Genomic DNA, 16,501 nt, shown 5'->3' on the forward strand with positions numbered 1-16,501 from the left:
GGTGCTCTCGCGTCCCTGCCGTGACACGCTCCACGGCCCACGCCCTGCCTCTTTCCCCGCCTCACTCCACGGTCACGCTCTTGGCGAGGTTGCGCGGCCTGTCGACGTCGCGGCCGAGGGCCACCGCCGCGTGGTAGGCGAAGATCTGGAGCGGGATCGTCAGCAGGATCGGGTCGAGCTCGGTCTCGTTCTTGGGGACCACGATGCAGTCGTCGGCGGCTTCGGCCGTCCGGTGGCCGACCATGAGGATGCGCCCCTCCCGGGCGCGGATCTCGCCGAGCGTGGTGAGGTTCTTGTCGAGCAGTTCGTCGTCGGGGACGATCGCCACGGTCGGCAGCTCGGGGCTGATGAGCGCCAGCGGGCCGTGCTTGAGCTCGCTCGCGGGATAGGCCTCGGCGTGGACGTAGGAGATCTCCTTGAGCTTCTGCGCGCCCTCGCGGGCGACCGGGTAGCCGCGGACCCGCCCGACGAACATCATCCCCGGCGCGTCGGCGTACTTCATCGCCAGCGTCCGGATGTGCTCCTCCTGGGTGAGGATCTCCTTGATCTGCTCGGGGAGCTTCCTGAGCCCGTCGCAGATCCGCCTGCCGTCGGCCGGGGACAGGTCCCTGACCCGGCCCAGATGGAGGGCGATCAGCGCGAACGCCACCGCCGTCGAGGTGAACGCCTTGGTCGAGGCGACGGAGACCTCCGGCCCCGCGTGCAGGTAGACACCGCCGTCGCACTCGCGGGCGATCGCGCTGCCCACGGTGTTGACGATGCCGAGCACCCGGCCGCCCTTGCGCTTCAGCTCCTGGACGGCGGCGAGGGTGTCGTAGGTCTCCCCCGACTGGCTGATCGCGATGTAGAGGGTGTCCGCCTCGACGACCGGGCTGCGGTAGCGGAACTCCGACGCCGGCTCGGCGTCGGCGGGGATCCGGGCCAGTTCCTCGATGAGCTGCGCGCCGATCTGACCGGAGTAGTACGCGGAACCGCAGCCGATGATCTTCACGCGGCGGAACGACCGGCTCTCCCGCGGGTCCATGTTGAGGCCGCCGAGGTGGGCGATGTGGAAACGGTCGTCGAGCCGGCCGCGCAGCGTCCGGGCCACGGTGTCGGGCTGCTCGGAGATCTCCTTGAGCAGGTAGTGCTCGTAGCCGCCGTTGTCGTAGTGGCCGGCCTCCCAGTCGACCGTGAAGGGCTCCTTGGCGGTCTCCCGCGCGTCGCTCGTGAACGTGTTGAAGCCGTCGGCCTTCAGGACGGCCAGTTCACCGTCCTCCAGGTGGACGACCTGGCGGGTGTAGCGGATCAGTGCGGCGACGTCGGAGGCCGCGAACATCTCCTTCTCGCCGATGCCGAGGACGATCGGGCTGCCGTTGCGGGCGACCACGATCTCGCCCGGGCGGTGGGAGTCCACGACGGCGATGCCGTACGTGCCGACGACGCTCTTGAGCGCCCGGCGGACCGCCTCCTCGAGGGTGTCGGTCTCCTTGACGGTGCTGCCGATCAGGTGTGAGAGCACCTCGCTGTCGGTCTCGCTCTCGAAGACGATCCCGTCGGCCTCCAGGCGGCGGCGCAGTTCGTCGGCGTTCTCGATGATGCCGTTGTGGACGACCGCGATGCGCTGCTCCTGGTCGAGGTGCGGGTGCGCGTTGACGTCGCTCGGGACTCCGTGGGTGGCCCAGCGGGTGTGGCCGATGCCCGACCCGCCCTTGAACCGGGCGGGCACGACCGCCGCCAGGTCGGCCACCCGGCCCTTGACCTTACGGGTTCGCAGGCTCTTGGCGTTGACGACGGCGAGGCCGGCAGAGTCGTATCCGCGGTACTCCAGGCGCTGGAGCCCTTCGAGCAGGATGGGCGCCGCGTCCTGCGATCCGACATAAGCGACGATTCCGCACATATCCGCTCCCTATCCGTAAACAATTCGACGGAGCTGGCGGAGGGACAGCTCCGGCGCCGCGACACGCCTTCCCGACAGTTCGGCGGAGATCCTCGGGAAGATCTCGTCGTTGGTGAACCCCTTCGACTGGAGCTCGCCGTGACGTCGCCGTACGAACTCCTCGGCGGGTTCGCCGAAGTACGCCAGGACGTCGGCGACCACCCGGGCCGCCTCACCGGGGCCGAGCATGGTCGTCCTGGTGAGGTGACCGATCAGGTCCTCGAAGGGATGTCGTGCCGTGGACACAGAGCAGGACCCTAACGTAGCGAGGATGCCGACTATCAAGATTCCTGCCCGCATTCGGGCAGAATCAGTCGCTAAGTGGTGCCACGAGACGCGAAAGAGCCCGCCACCAAGGGCGGGCTCTCGTAGATCGTACCGATATGCGAGGTACGTTCTGATCGCAGGGGTCCTGGGATCAGGTCGCCGATCCGGCGGCGCGCAGGACCTTGAGGAACTCCCGCATCCACGCCGGATGGTCGGGCCAGGCCCGTCCCGTCACGAGGTTGTCGTCGACGTGCGCCTCGCTGTCGACCCACGTGCCGCCCGCCTGCTCGACGTCGGGCGCGCAGGCCGGGTACGCGCTGCTCTCCCTGCCCTTGAGCACTCCCGCCGCCGCGAGCACGAGCGGCCCGTGGCAGAGGGCGGCGATCGGCTTGCCCCGCTCCGCGAAGTGCCGGACGATCTCCTGGCATGCCTGGTCGTTCCTGATGTACTCGGGCGCGCGCCCGCCCGGCAGGACGAGCGCGTCGTAGTCTCCGGGCTGCACGTCGGCGAACGAGACGTCGGCCGGCCACGCGTGGCCGGGCTTCTCCGTGTAGGTGTCGAAGCCGTCGACGAAGTCGTGCACCACGAACTGGAGCTTCTTGGCCGTCGGCGCGGCGATGTGGACCTCGTACCCCTCCTCCAGCAGCCGCTGGTACGGGTACATCACCTCCAGGTCCTCGGCCGCGTCACCCGTGATGATCAGCACCTTTGCCATGGGATCAGCCTTTCTCGTGGGCTATCCCCCCGATCCTGCGCACGGGCGGCCGGTCGGGTCAACGCCCGGCGATCGCTAGAACGTGAATCCGCCCGGCCGTCCGTTGCGATCGGCGATCAGACCGGCCAGCGTGGAGACGGCGATCTCCGGCGGGGTGCGGGAGCCGATGTTGAGCCCGATCGGCCGGTGAACGCGGGCGATCTCCTCGGCGGGCACCCCGAGTCCGGCCAGCGCGACCTCGTGCTGCGCCGGATGGTACGGCTTGCCCATCACTCCGATCCACCGGCTCCTGGCGGCGAGCAGGTCGCGCAGCACGGTGCCGAGTTCGGGGCGGTGGTGATCGGTGACCACCACGTCCGCTGCGCCGTCCAGATCGGCGGGCAGACCGCTCGTCACCTCGAAGGCCGGCTCCTCCGCCCTCACCTTCCCGGCGAGGCCGGGGTCGGGCTCCAGGAGGATCCCCCGGAACCCGAGGTCGGCGCCGAAACGCAACAGGTAGCCGGCGACAGGGGACGCGAACACGGCCACGAGGGTGCGGTCACCGTTCGGGGGCGCCGCCTCCCCGTGCGCCACGGCGCAGGCCGCGTCCGCTTCGTGCACATGGGTGTCCGGAAGAGCCATGGCCCCAGTCTTCCACCCGAACGGCCGAGACGACCGGGCCCGGGACGGCGGACATCCCGGGCCCTCCGCATGTCAGTGGGAGCCTGTCAGTGGGAGGCGGTGACGGTGAGGGTCGCCGACGCCGACTGGTCGCCGGAGGAGACGGTGATCATGGCCTGCCCCGGCCGTACGGCCGTGAGCCCGCCGGACGACAGGTCGAGGACGGCGACGACTCCGTGACGCCGCGCCGCGGCCTTGACCTGCCCGGCCGACTCGACCACGGCCAGAGCCCGGTCGCCGCTCCACGTCACGCTGGCCGGATACCGCAGGGGGAACGTCAGGCCGAAGGCGGTGTTGGTCCCCGTGGCCGAGACCTCTGCGGAGGCGCCCGCGGCGAGCATGCCGGGGACGGCGAGCGACACCTTGTCGATCAGCGGGTTCACCCGCGCGGTCAGCCAGTCGCGGGAGTCCGGGCTCGGGAGGCCGCTCTGGATCCTGCCGGGCGTGGGATCCACGCCGACCAGGTCCCAGCCGAAGAACCCGCCCTTGTCCGCGGAGCTGTACGGGGTCTTGCCCACCGCCGGGGTGGTGACCTCGAGCACGCCGTCCGCCCTTCCGGCGGCGGCCGTGTGGGCGTGGCCGGTGAACAGCGCGACCGGCTTGCCCGCGCTCTCACGGAAGCCGGCCAGCCATTCCTCCACCAGGCCGGCCTCCCGCTGGTCGGAGAACTGCGAGGCCCCGGCGCCGCTGGGGTCGTGCAGCGGATGGTGGAAGACGACCGCCACGGACTTCACCGAGCGGTCCTCGGCCGCCTTCGCCAGCTCCTGCTGGAGTCGCGGCACCTGCGACCAGTCCGATGCCCGCAGGCCCCCCAGGGTGGTGTTGAGCAGGATGAAGCGGGTGCCCTTGTGGTCGAACACCTGCTGGGCCGGCCGTCCGGTGGCCAGGAAGTTGTCGAGCGTCCCCGTGGCGGTGGCTCCCGACTCGTGGTTGCCCGGGGTCCAGTAGACCGGGAGGCTCGCCGGCACGTTCGCCGTGAGGATCTGCTGCGCCAGCGCGAAGTCGGCCGGCGCATTGTTGTCCACAAAATCGCCATTTATCACGATGAAGTCGGGCTTGGCCGCGACGGCCTGCTTCAGCGCGGCGGCGGCCTGCTGCGCGGCGAACGAGGCCGGCCCCCCGGCGCTTCCCACGTGCAGATCCGACATGATCGCGAAGCGCCACCGCTGCTTGCCGACGTCGTCCTGCTCCAGGACGAAGGGGTCGGGAACGGCGGGGACATCGGCCGACAGGTCCTGCCCGACCAGCGCGGTGAGCGCGTCGAACTTGAGCTGTCCGGCGTCCTTGACCAGGTCGGACGTCTCGACGATGTAGACGTTGGTCAGCGTGATCGGCTCGGAGAAGCCCGCGGGCAGCGCGCCCTCCACCCACTTCCAGCCCGTCCAGTCCACGACGGAGGCGAAGGTGAAGGGCACGTTCGTCGTCCCCTGCGAGCGCAACGTGGCCCGCAGCCAGTGCTTCTTGCCGTCCCCGTACACCCACAGGCCCAGCCGCTTGGCGCCGGCCGGCAACGTGAGCGGCGCGGGCTTGGCGACCGCGTACGCGGCGGAGGTGCCCGTGGTGCCGCTGAAGTCGTAGGTGAGCGCCACCGCCTGATTGCCCGCGGGCGCGTCCGGCCGGTCCGCGGCGCTCACGGCCGCCACCGACGCCTTGGCCTTGGCCGTCGAGACGCCCCAGCCCTCGTCGGACCCGAACTCGGCCAGCGTGACGTGCTTGAGTCCGACCGCGACCGGCAGCTTCGCGACCCTGTCCTGGACGGTCACCGTGATCGCGGTTCCCGTGCCGTCGGCGGCCGCAAGCCCGGTGACCTTCAGCGAGCCGTCATCCTGGGGCTCCACCTTGACCACGTCCGAGTCGTACGACAGGTCCGCGTCGCGGGCGGTCACGGGTGCGTCGAAGCCGTCGGCGTCGAACCCGGTGATCCGGACGGTGCCGGAACCTCCCGCGTCGAGGGTCAGGCTCGGGGCGCTGAACTTCACGGAGGCGAGGTCGCCCAGCACGCGGACATCGGCCCTGCCGTGCGCCCGGCCGGCCTCGGCCTCCACGTCTCCCTCACCCGGACGCCCGGCGTGCAGGACGCCGTCGCGCACCGTGCCGAGCCGCCCGGCGTCCCAGTGGACCTTGTTCCGCCCGAAGGCGACCGGAGCATATGACTCGTCGTACCCGGCGGCGGAGACGTCGAGGGTGAGGCCGGGGAAGACGCGGCCGGCGGCCGTACGGACGTCGATGCCCTTCAGCGTCCCTGAACCCTTCTTCGTGAAGAGGCCGACGCCGCTCGGGATCGGCCGCTCGCCACCGTCAGAAGGCGTGTTGACCACGCTGACGCCGCCGTCGCCGGGGGTCCTCGCGACGATGTCGGACGAGCCGCCGCCGTCGAGCATGAACGCTTCCCGCGCGCCGAGCCGTACGAGCAGCTTGGCCGTCTCGTCGAAGCTGAGGCCGGCGGAGAAGTTGGCGGAGCCGTCCACCGCCACGAGGAGGAGGCGGCGACCTCCATCGGTCCAGCCGATGGCGGTGCGCGGCTTGGGCGCGTCGTTGCCGGTGGACGGCGGGAAGTCGATCGGGGCGCCGTTCCTGACGAGCACCTCGCCGCTGCCCAGAGCGGTGCGGAGCTTGGCCGGGGAGTCGGTCCGCAGGCCGACGTCGAGAGTCACGGGGTCGCCCACCTCGGCGGCGGCCAACGGGGTGGCCGCGCTGCCCTGGCCGACGACCACGAGCCCTCCGTCCGGCACCGGTGTCGTGGTGACCGTCTGGTTCACCGCGCTGACGACGCCGCCGGTCACCACGAGCTCGACGAGGGCGCCGGAGTGCGGGATCAGCGTGCGCAGACCGGGCCCCCACTGGTCGGTGAACACCGAGACCGCGTTCGCGGGGAGGGAGGCCGAGTTCAGAGAGGCGACGGGGTGGGCGGCTCCGGCGACCGTGACGGTGCCCTCCAGCAGGGCGTTCGCCAGCCGCGCGACCTTGTCCTCACCGATGGCGGCCACCGTGCCCGCCTGAGTGGTCGCCTTGCTCAGCTCGCCGGCCCTGACCTGGGGACCGATGACGGCGTTGGTCTGGTTGATGTCGTAGTAGTCGCCGTTGACCGCGCCCACGGCGCCCTGAGCGTCGGCGGACTTGGACAACGGCCGCGTCTCGGTCAGCTTGCCGCCCACCAGACCGACGTCGACCCGCGAATCCGACAGGTCGGCGTTGAGCACGTGAGCGCGCATCCAGCCGTCCCGCCCGAACGTGTCGAACGACGTCAGCTTGATGCCGGGCGCGATCGTCTTGTCGGTCCGGTCCGCCTCGACGGACTCGCCGGGGACGGCCGTCTCGTAACCAGGGCCGCTCCCCTGACCGTGACCGGCCGTCTGCCCGCCGGACGCGAGCTGGACCTGTGTCTTCCCGGCGGCGACTCCGGTGCCGCCGGCGAGCACAGGCACACCGACGACCAGGGCGACGGCGAGTGCGCGCGCGAATCTCCGCATCTTCTACCTCCAAGGACGACGGCCTGAAGGTAGACAGGTGCGGCACCGGTCCAGAGGATCTCCCATGACCTCCCGATGACATCACGAGGAACATCATTCAGCGGATCCGGCGGAAATCCCGGGCGTTGCGCAGTGGTTGGCGCGGGCGGGCGAGGCGCGCTCCCCGGACGCGATGGCGCCGGGACGCCGCCGAGTCCGCTAGAGTTAGCGGAGCGTCGCGAATGATTCATCTCGTGACAACGCGGAAGTGGCTCAGTGGTAGAGCATCACCTTGCCAAGGTGAGGGTCGCGGGTTCGAATCCCGTCTTCCGCTCGCAGTGAACACGGGCGATTAGCTCAGCGGGAGAGCGCTTCCCTGACACGGAAGAGGTCACTGGTTCAATCCCAGTATCGCCCACCACATTCGAAAGCCTCCGGGATCACCGGGGGCTTTCGCCGTTCTCGGGGCGGGCACTTCCGGTCGCGGCAGGTCCCTGTCAGTCGTGGTCAGTAGTTGTCAGTCGTGGTCGAAGTACCAGCGCGTGCAGACCCCTCCGGCGACGCCGCCCTCCTTCGTGGAGGCGCACGCGCGCATCCAGGCGCCGATGTTGTCCTGCTCGTTCGACGAGGACGCGCTGAACGGCCCGCACCGGGTCCGGGTCTGCTTCTCGTCGTACGATCGCTCGATCCAGACGAGGTCTCCCGGCCGGTAGCCGTCGGCGATGACCGCTCGGGACTCGTCGAAGACGCGGCCGTTGACGAGCTGGACACTGAGCGTTCGCGTGCCCTGTGAGGTCGGCAGGGTCCGGGTCGTCTCCCTGACCTCCGCGCTGATGTCGAATCCGTTGAACGGCGTCCCGCACCCGGGTCCCGCGTGTGTCGGTGTCGCGATCACCAGGACCGTCGCGGCGACGCCCCCGGCCATGACGATCCCCAGCAGCCTTCCACGCTTCATGCGGTGCGTAACCTTCCTCGGTGCCGACCCTCGGTGCCGACCGTCCCAGGGTAGATCACCACGAGATCACCCGGTCTCGGTGCCGAGGCCCTCCGGCCGGGGCCGTCGCACCGGCGTCAGCGTCGCTCCCACGGCGATCACCACGCACACGAGCCCCGCGACCAGGCACGCCGCCGCCACGCCGTGCTGAGCGGCCGCCCAGGTGAGGACGGCGGCGCCGAGCGGCCCGAGGGCCGAGTGGACGGTCCAGAAGGCCGATGTCACCCGGCCGAGCAGCGCGTCGGGGGTGACCTCCTGTCGCAGCGACATGGAGGAGATCCCCGCCGCGGCGGTGCAGAAGAGGAAGACGGTCGCCAGCACCGCCACCACCGGGACGCTCGCCGCGAAGCCGATCCCGGCGACGGCGACGCCGCAGAGCGCGTAGCAGCCGATCCACAGCGGGCCGAACCCGATGGTCCTGCGCAGGGCGGGCGCCAGGAGGGCGGCCGCCAGTGTCCCGGCGGTCGCCGCCGCCAGCACGTACCCGGCCGCGGAGTCGGGCTGCTCCAGGTCGTGCTTGAGGTGGTAGATCAGCACGTCGGACATGCCGTACGTGACGAAGGTCAGGACCGAGAGCAGCACCGTCAGCGCCCGCAGGACCGGGTGCCGCCACAGGAACCGCGCGCCCGCGAGGAAGTCGCGCAGGGCTCCCCCGCGCTCGGCGGCGGGCGCCTCGGCCGGTGCGGCCCGCACACGCGGGCGCACGAGGCAGAGGCCGATGGCGGAGACGGCGAAGCTCGCCGCGTCGATCCCGATCGCGGCGGCGGGGCCGAGCAGCGCGGAGACCGTGCCGCCGAGCGCGGGGCCGACGACGCTCGCCGCGGCGTACGTGCCGTAGAGATGGCTGTTGGCCTTCATGACCTGGCCCTCGGCGACCAGCGCGGGCACCACGGCGACGTACGTCACGTCGAAGACCATGCCGATGGCCGCCCCGAGCGGCACGACGAGGAAGACCAGCCATATGCGCGGCGACACCAGCCAGGCGATGGGGATGACCGCGTAGAGGACGGCCCGGACGGCGTCGCAGGCGATCAGCAGGCGGCGGCGGTCCACCCGGTCGGCCAGCATCCCGGCGAACAGGCCCGCGAGGATGGCCGCCGCTCCCGCCAGGGCCGTCACGAGCCCCATCTGGGTGACCGACCCCGTCGCGTGGAAGACGAGCAGGGGCAGCGCGACCGCGGAGAAGGAGTCGCCGGCGACCGACAGGGTCTGCACCCCGAGGAAGATCAGGAAACCGCGGTTGGCCCGCAGCGGCGCCGGGACCTCTGCCCCCTCGTCCCCCGCCAACCCGGCTTCCCCTCCGCAGGATCTTGTTCCGGCGGCGTCCACGGTAGGCGGGGCGGCCCTGAATCGCAACGGTCGCGTCGCGGAGCCCGGACGCGGGCCGGGCTCCGGAACGGGGTCAGGAGGCGACGACCAGGGCCTGCGGGGCGGCGTGCCGCATCCGGGTGCGCAACCACAACAACTGCACGGCGAGTTCGCCTCCGCAGCGGCGGACCACGTCGAGCAACTCGTCGTCACGGGCTCCCTGCGCGCCCTGCGCGATCATCGCGCAGGCGATGTCGCACTCGGTGGCCAGGAGGTAGAGGTCGTGCAGGTCGCGCAGCAGCCCGAGCCCCCCGGGCCGGGTCCCCGCGAACAGCGGCTGGTGCAGCCGTTCCGGCTCCGGGGACGGCGACGTCCACGGTTCGTAGCGCCGGACGAAGGGTTCCAGCCATCTGGCCTGGTCACGGCACTGTACGGCCAGGCGCTCGCAGACGCCGTACATGTCGGGTTCGTGGGGGTGGCCGCGCCTGATCTCGCGGAACGCCTCCGCCAGCGCGGTCTGGGACCGGTGGAGCAGTCGCAGGTAGTGGGCGAGGTGCATCGCTCATACCTCCTCTAGCCGTTGGGAGACCTCAACAGGCACGACGCCGTCCGCCTCAGCACCTCCTCCCGCTCCGCCGACCTCGATCGTCTCGGTGTCCGGGACGGCGTCGAGCGTCACCGGCACCGTCGCCACGCTGTATGCCGCCACGATGTATATCGGCTGTTTGGAGACCGGGTCCCAGTACAGCGGGCGCCCGTCTCCGATCGCCTCGGACGAGGGCTCGTAGTGCGCGGCGTGGAGGAAGGCGCGCCCGTGGGGCTCCTTCGCGCAGTAGCACTCCGCGCCCCATTCGGCGCCTGTCGCGAGGTCGTGCCCGAAGCTCTGGCAGACGCCGGGGTCGGTGGCGAACCGCCCGCCCGCGTACAGGCGCTCGGCGCCGTGTCCCGTCGAGGGGGTGCACGGCCACTGGACGCCGCTGCCCCCGCGCAGCCGGTCGTAGGTGATGCCGGTGCAGTCGCAGGGGCGCCCCTTCGAGCAGGCCTTCCACGCCTCGAACGCCGACTCCGCGTCGTGCCAGCCGATGAGGGGCGCGCCGTCCCTGTCGCGGAACTCCATCCGGCGGGCGTAGTCGAGGAAGATGTCCAGGTCCGCCCGGGCCTCCCCGGGCGGTTCCACGGCCTGCTCGCAGAGGTGGACCGTCCGGTCGGCGCCGGTGACGGTGCCCGGCTTCTCGCCCCAGCCCGCGGCGGGCAGGACCACGTCGGCCAGCCGGGCGGTCTCGGTCAGGTAGAGGTCCTGGACGACGAGGAACAACTCCTCGCTCCCGAGGACCTTGCGGACCCGGTCGGCGTGAGGCAGCGAGACCACCGGGTCGGCGGCGGAGATCCACAGCAGGCGGATCGAGCCCTGCTCGGCGTAACGGAAGATCTGCATGGCGTGCGTCGGCGGCCCCCAGTGCGGGATGGCCGCGAGATCGACGTTCCACAGTTCGGCGAGTTCCCGCACGTGGTCCGGGTTCTCCCAGTTGCGCATCCCCGGGAGTTCGCCGCTCGCGCCCGTCTCCCGTGCGTGCTGGCCGGCCGGCCGGCCCGTCATCTGGAACAGGCCCGCGCCCGGGCGTCCGAGCATCCCGCGCAGCAGGTGGAGGTTGTTGACCTGGCAGGCCGCCGCCGTCGCCTGGTTGGACCGGTAGAAGCCCGGCAGGACGGTCGACACCAGCCGCTCGCACGAGCCGAGGATCTCGGCGGCCTGCTCGATCAGGGCCGCGGGGACGGCGCAGATCTCGGCCGCCCGCTTGGGCGGGTACGCCTCGACGACCCGGCAGAGTTCGGCGAAGCCGAGCGTGTGCCTGGCCACGTACGCGGCGTCGTAGCGGTTGCCGGCGATCAGCTCGTGGAGCAGCGCGTTCATCAGCGCCACGTTGGTGCCGGAGCGGACGGGCAGGTGGACGTCGGCCTCCTTGGCCACCTGGGTCTCCCGCGGATCCACCGCGATCATGGCGGGCGGGCGCGGGCCGAGGCGGCGGTCGAGCATCCGCTCCCACACCACCCGGGACTCGGCCATGTCCTGCCCCCACAACGCGATCGCGTCGCAGTGGTCCACGTCGGTGTAGGAGCCGGGCTGGCCGTCCGCGCCGAAGCTGGCCGTGAGGGCGGCGGCCGCCGTGGCGTCGCCTACACGCGTGCTGCCGTCGGCGTGCGGTGTGGCGATCCCGGCCTTGGCGATCACCGCGAGCGTGTAGTGCTCTTCGAGGAGCAGCCGGCCGCCGGTGTAGAAGCCGAGGCGGCCCCAGCCTCCGGGGGCGTCGAGCAGTTCCTTCGACCGGCCGGCGATCCTGCCCATGGCCGTGTCCCAGTCGCACTCGACCAGCCGGCCGCCCTCCCTGATCATCGGGCGGGTCAGCCGGGTGCCGCCGTCCGCCGTGGACGGGCCGTGCCGGTCCCGCGGATCGATCCGGCCGTGGTTGACGCGGTCCGTCCCGCGGCCGCGCACGCCCACGATCCTGCCGTCCCGGACCGCGATGTCGAGCGCGTCGCCACTGGATTGGACGGCGGAGACGTTCTGGACCCAGACGTCGACGTCGGCCTCGGTGACGCCCTCGTCCAGGTAGGTGTCCACCCGCACCGGCCAGGGGCTGCCGACGCCGATCTCAGCGGGAAGCGCGTCGCGCAGTCGTCCCGGCAGTGCCGCGGCGAGCCGTTCCACCCCACCCGGAGGTCCGTACGGCGTGCGCCTTCCCCCGTGATCGGTGATCGGCTCCGGCACCTGGCACCTCCGCGGTCACGCGACAGCTCCGACATGGCTCCAGCACGGGTCCAACACGGCTCCGACTACCTGCGCGAACGAGGCTGCTCGTACCCCGCAGTGCAACGCTGACCCCGGAAACGGAGGAACTGACCGGTTTCTTTTCGAATAATTTCCATAGGGGGTTAATGACGTTGTGTGTCCGGTGTGGGGGGAGCATGATCTGTAAGGTGCGTTTACTGAGGAATGTCGGCGCGAGCGAGCGGGACCTCGGGCGTCTCCGCATCGCTGTGGGGTGGGAATGGACGGTCGTACGACCACGCCGGCCGTGACCGGCTCTCCCACGCCTGCGCCAGGCAGTCCGGCAGGGCCTCTGGTCGGACGGCAGGACGCGCTGGACATGTTGCGCGGCGCGCTGAGCATCGGCGACGGCTTCCGGTTCCTGACGCTGGTGGGCGACCCGGGAGCGGGCAAGACGCGGCTGCTCTCCGAACTGATGACCATGGCCGCCGAGCAGGGGTTCACCACGCTGTGGGGAAGGGCCGCCGAGTACGAGCAGGTCATGCCGTACAGCGCACTGGTGGACGCGCTCGACGACCACATCGACGCCCGGCGATCCGACGTGATCGAGACCGTGGGAGCCGCGCAGGCCGCCATGCTGGCCGGGGTGTTCCCGGCGCTGGCCGCGCAGGACACCGGGGAGACGATCGGCGACGACCGAAGCGGGCTGGCCCGCTACCGGCTCTACCGCGCCCTGCGCCAGATGATCGACGCGCTGGCCGGGTCCAAGGGGCTCGTCCTCATCCTCGACGACGTCCACTGGGCCGACGAGAGCTCCATGGAGTTCCTCGACCACGTCGTCCGGCACCCGCCGAACGGGCCCGTCCTGGTGGCGGCGGCCTACCGCCCGGCGCAGGCCCCGCCGCGGCTGGCCACCCTCGTCGCGGCGGCGGGACCGCGCGGCCACGAGGTCACGGTCGGCCCGCTCAGCCAGGCGGAGGTCGAGCAGTTCCTCGGCCCCGAGGTCGCCCGCAGCCGGGGCAGAGCCCTGTACGACGCCAGCGGGGGCAACCCGTTCTACCTCGAGGCGCTGGCGCGGATGGACCAGACGGAGATCGGGGAGCTGCCGCCCACCGTTCTGGCCATGCTCCAGGTCGAGCTCGGCGTCCTGTCCCCCGACGCGCTGCGGGTCGCGCAGGCGGCCGCGGTGGCGGCGGACGAGTTCGAGCCGGCGATCGCCGCCGTGGCGGCCGAGGTGGTCCAGGCCACGGCGCTGGCCGCCATCGACGAACTCGTGGAGCGGGACATCGTCAGGACCCGCGACGGGCGTTTCCGGTTCAGGCATCCCCTCGTCCGCTGGGCCGCCTACGAGTCGGCCGCGGCCGGCTGGCGCGTGGGTGCGCACGCGAGGATCGCCGCCCACCTGGCGGAGCTGGGCGCTCCGTCCACCGTCCAGGCCCACCACGTCCAGCATTCGGGTTCCTTCGGCGACCAGAAGGCCGTCGGCGTCCTGCTCGCGGCCGCCCGCGCCGTGATCGCGCAGGCGCCCGCCACGTCGGCCCACTGGCTGCAGGCCGCGCTGCGGCTCATGCCGGACGACCACACGACGCGCGAGGACCGCCTGGCCCTGCTGATGGAGCTGAGCTGGGCGCAGGGCGTCAGCGGACGGCTCGCCGAGGGCCGTGACACCGCGCGCGAGCTGCTGCGGCTCCTCCCCGGCGACGACTACTCCCGCCGGGGCCGGGCCGCGCGGGTGTGCGCGCTCATGGAACGCCAGCTCGACCGCCCGCAGGAGGCCCGCGCCCTGCTCCTCGACGAGCTGAGCCGCATGCCCAACCCGCGGTCGGCGGCCGCGGTGCCGCTGCGCATGCGGCTGGTCGCCGAGAGCCTCATGCGCGTCGACTTCCGCGCCGCCCAGGCCGTGCTCGACCTGATGCCGGACGCGGCCGAGGACTGGGAGCCCGGCCTCGCCGTGGCGGTGGCGGCGCTTCGGCCGATGCCGGCCTACGCGGCGGGCCGCGCCGCCGACGCGGTCGCATACGCCCAGGCGGCCGACCGCCTCCTCGGGTCCGTCCCCGACGACCATCTCGCGGAGTGGCTCGACGCCATCGCCTGGCTGTGCTGGGCCGAGATCAACCTCGGCCGGTACGGCGACGCGCTGCGCCACTTCGACCGGGCGGCGGAGGTGGCCCGCGCGACCGGCCAGAGCTACATCCTCACCAACCTGCTCGCCGGACGGGCCAAGACACTCGTGATGATGGGGCGGCTGGCCGATGCCATGGCCACCGCCGAGGAGTCCGTGGAGGGCGCCCGGCTGCTCGACTCGGGGCAGCAGCTGGTCTTCGCGCTCACCCAGGTCTGCCTGGCCGCCTCGTGGGCGGGTGACGACGACGCCGCCCTGCTCGCCGGGAACGAGGCCGTCCAGCGCGGTGTCGGAGGCGGCGAGGTGTGGGGAGCCCAGGCCCGCTACGCCCGAGGGCAGGCGCTGATCAACGCCGGCCGCCTGGAGGAGGGCGTCGAGGCCGTCCTCGACGCGTGCGACCGGTTCGAGTCCCCGCGGCTCGACCGGGTGACGCTGACGTCGTCGTGCGAGGTGCTGGCGCGGGTCGCGGCCTCTCGCGGCGACGAGGCCGAGTCGATGGCGTGGGCGGCGCGCGCGGCACAGCTCGAGGATCGGGGGCTGGCCGTGACGTCCGGGATCGTCCCCCTGGCCCGGGCCCACGCGTTGCGGGACAAGGATCCGGCGGCCGCGGCGTCCGCCGCGCAGGAGGCGGCCCGCCTCCTGTCGGAGGGACAGCGCGACCTCGACGCCGGCCGGGCCCTGCTGACGGCCGGGCTCGCTCACATTGAGGCCGGCGACAAGAGCTCGGCGCGCGACAACCTCAGGTCGGCCGCATCCGCGTTCGACGCGTGCGGGGCGCGGGGCCTCAAGGCGCAGACCGACCGTGAGCTGCGCCGCCTCGGCGTCCGCGTGAGCGGCGCGGCGAGCGCGTCCGGCGCCGGCCGGGACGCCGGGGATCTCGGGCTGTCGCCGAGGGAGTTCGAGGTCGCGCGCCTGGTCGCGGACGGGCTCACGAACCAGCAGATCGCTCAGCGGCTGTTCCTCAGCGTGCGGACGATCGAGACCCATCTGTCCCGCATCTTCACCAAGCTCGACGTGTCGTCCCGGGTGGGCGTGGCCACGGCACTGAACCGGCGTCACTGACGTTTCACCACGAGTACGGGTTTTCCACGATGCCGCCGGACATGGCCGGATTGGGATCGTTGCCGTGGGCCAAGGAGGACGATCAGATGGAACACCGAATTCCCCGGTTCACGCTTGACGGCGTGCGGGAAGCCGAGGTCTCGGTCCATCCGTTCGCCACCGAGGATGAGTTGGGGCTGACGCTGACCCGGTTCCGCCGGGGCGGAGGTCCGGCGCCGGAGGGGACGCCGGACGACGTGGTCCTGCTCATCCATGGCCTGACCTCGTCGAGTGACATGTTCATCATGCCGGAGCACACCAATCTGGTCGGGTTCCTGCATGAGAACGGTTTCGGCGACGTATGGGCACTGGACTTCCGGATGAGCAACCGGTTCCCGTACAACGTCGAGACTCGAAGGCACACGCTGGACGACATCGCCCATTTCGATTACCCGGCAGCACTACGTGAACTCCGCCGCCACGTGGGGGCGCGGCGGATACACGTGGTCGCACACTGCCTCGGGTCGGTGTCGTTCAGCATGAGCCTGTTCGCCGGCGCGGTCGACGGGATCGCGAGCCTGGTCGCCAACAGCGTGGCGCTGACACCACGCGTGCACCGGTGGTCCAGGGTGAAGCTGTCCTTCGGGCCCGTGCTGATGGAGTACGGCACGGGCCTGTCCTACCTCGATCCGCGGTTCAAGGACGCGCCGCCGCTCACCCGCAGGTGGCTGCTGGCCCGGGCGGTCTCGCTCCTCCACCCCGAGTGCCGTGAGCCGGCCTGCCACATGCAGAGCTTCATGTGGGGCAGCGGCAAACCCGCGATGTACCGCCACGGCAACCTGCGGCCGGAGACCCACCTGCACGAGCGCCTCGCCGACCTCAACGGCGCGTGCGACCTCCACTATTACCGGCACGTTCACAAGATGGTGGCCGCCGGGCAGGCGGTCAGGTTCGACCCCGGGGATCACCGGCACGACGACCTGCCGGAGGACTACCTGGCGGCGGCGGCCGACGTGACGACGCCGATCCTGTTCATGACCGGCGACCACAACGACGTCTTCACCGACTCCAACATCGTGTGCCACGAGAGGTTGTCCGAAGCCGCGCCCGGACGGCACGAACTGCGGGTCGTGCCCGGTTACGGGCACATCGACACGCTGATCGGCAAGGACGCGCACCTGGACGTGTTCCCGCACATCCTCGACTTCATCAAGCGGCACTAGACCGGCACGGGCCACACGGCCACACGGCCACACGGCC

11 protein-coding genes and 2 tRNA genes are annotated in these 16,501 nt (G+C 71.6%); 4 read left to right on the forward strand and 9 right to left on the reverse strand.

Annotated features, from left to right (window positions below):
* Positions 1–61: 61 nt before the first annotated feature.
* The 5 genes from glmS to Psi02_RS34575 form a co-directional block, all read right to left on the reverse strand.
* The gene (glmS, locus tag Psi02_RS34555; protein WP_203980065.1) at positions 62–1,879 is read right to left on the reverse strand and encodes a glutamine--fructose-6-phosphate transaminase (isomerizing); all 1,818 of its coding nucleotides are present in this window, start codon (positions 1,877–1,879) and stop codon (positions 62–64) included.
* A 9-nt stretch (positions 1,880–1,888) separates the two neighbouring features.
* Positions 1,889–2,164, reverse strand: a complete 276-nt coding sequence (locus Psi02_RS34560) for a hypothetical protein (protein WP_239095407.1) — start codon at positions 2,162–2,164, stop codon at positions 1,889–1,891.
* Positions 2,165–2,336: 172 nt separating this feature from the next.
* Positions 2,337–2,900 carry a DJ-1/PfpI family protein gene (locus Psi02_RS34565; protein ID WP_203980066.1) on the reverse strand — a complete coding sequence of 188 codons (564 nt, stop codon included), beginning with the start codon at positions 2,898–2,900 and terminating at the stop codon, positions 2,337–2,339.
* 75 nt (positions 2,901–2,975) lie between these two features.
* Positions 2,976–3,521 (reverse strand): XdhC family protein, encoded by a 546-nt coding sequence (locus Psi02_RS34570; RefSeq protein ID WP_203980067.1) that lies wholly within the window; start codon positions 3,519–3,521, stop codon positions 2,976–2,978.
* An 86-nt stretch (positions 3,522–3,607) separates the two neighbouring features.
* On the reverse strand, positions 3,608–7,030 hold the full coding sequence (locus Psi02_RS34575) for a phosphodiester glycosidase family protein (protein WP_203980068.1): 3,423 nt from the start codon (positions 7,028–7,030) through the stop codon (positions 3,608–3,610).
* Between the two features lie 241 nt (positions 7,031–7,271).
* Between Psi02_RS34575 and Psi02_RS34580 the strand changes: the two genes are divergently transcribed.
* Together Psi02_RS34580 and Psi02_RS34585 are read left to right on the forward strand one after the other, a co-directional pair.
* Positions 7,272–7,343, forward strand: a tRNA-Gly gene (locus Psi02_RS34580).
* A 12-nt stretch (positions 7,344–7,355) separates the two neighbouring features.
* Positions 7,356–7,430: transfer RNA gene (locus tag Psi02_RS34585), tRNA-Val, on the forward strand.
* Positions 7,431–7,526: 96 nt separating this feature from the next.
* Here Psi02_RS34585 and Psi02_RS34590 read toward each other — a convergent pair.
* The 4 genes from Psi02_RS34590 to Psi02_RS34605 form a co-directional block, all read right to left on the reverse strand.
* Positions 7,527–7,964, reverse strand: a complete 438-nt coding sequence (locus tag Psi02_RS34590; protein WP_203980069.1) for a hypothetical protein — start codon at positions 7,962–7,964, stop codon at positions 7,527–7,529.
* 66 nt (positions 7,965–8,030) lie between these two features.
* The gene (locus Psi02_RS34595) at positions 8,031–9,290 is read right to left on the reverse strand and encodes an MFS transporter (protein WP_203980070.1); all 1,260 of its coding nucleotides are present in this window, start codon (positions 9,288–9,290) and stop codon (positions 8,031–8,033) included.
* A gap of 115 nt (positions 9,291–9,405) precedes the next feature.
* Positions 9,406–9,870, reverse strand: coding sequence for a hypothetical protein (locus Psi02_RS34600; protein WP_203980071.1), 465 nt, complete (start codon positions 9,868–9,870; stop codon positions 9,406–9,408).
* Positions 9,871–9,873: 3 nt separating this feature from the next.
* Complete coding sequence (locus tag Psi02_RS34605) at positions 9,874–12,078, reverse strand: molybdopterin-dependent oxidoreductase (RefSeq protein WP_239095408.1); 2,205 nt, start codon at positions 12,076–12,078, stop codon at positions 9,874–9,876.
* Positions 12,079–12,358: 280 nt separating this feature from the next.
* Between Psi02_RS34605 and Psi02_RS40900 the strand changes: the two genes are divergently transcribed.
* On the forward strand, positions 12,359–15,262 hold the full coding sequence (locus Psi02_RS40900) for a helix-turn-helix transcriptional regulator (RefSeq protein WP_203980072.1): 2,904 nt from the start codon (positions 12,359–12,361) through the stop codon (positions 15,260–15,262).
* A gap of 86 nt (positions 15,263–15,348) precedes the next feature.
* The gene (locus Psi02_RS34615; RefSeq protein ID WP_203980073.1) at positions 15,349–16,464 is read left to right on the forward strand and encodes an alpha/beta fold hydrolase; all 1,116 of its coding nucleotides are present in this window, start codon (positions 15,349–15,351) and stop codon (positions 16,462–16,464) included.
* Positions 16,465–16,501: the final 37 nt, after the last annotated feature.

The sequence above is a fragment of the Planotetraspora silvatica genome, from assembly GCF_016863315.1.
GTDB lineage: Bacteria > Actinomycetota > Actinomycetes > Streptosporangiales > Streptosporangiaceae > Planotetraspora > Planotetraspora silvatica.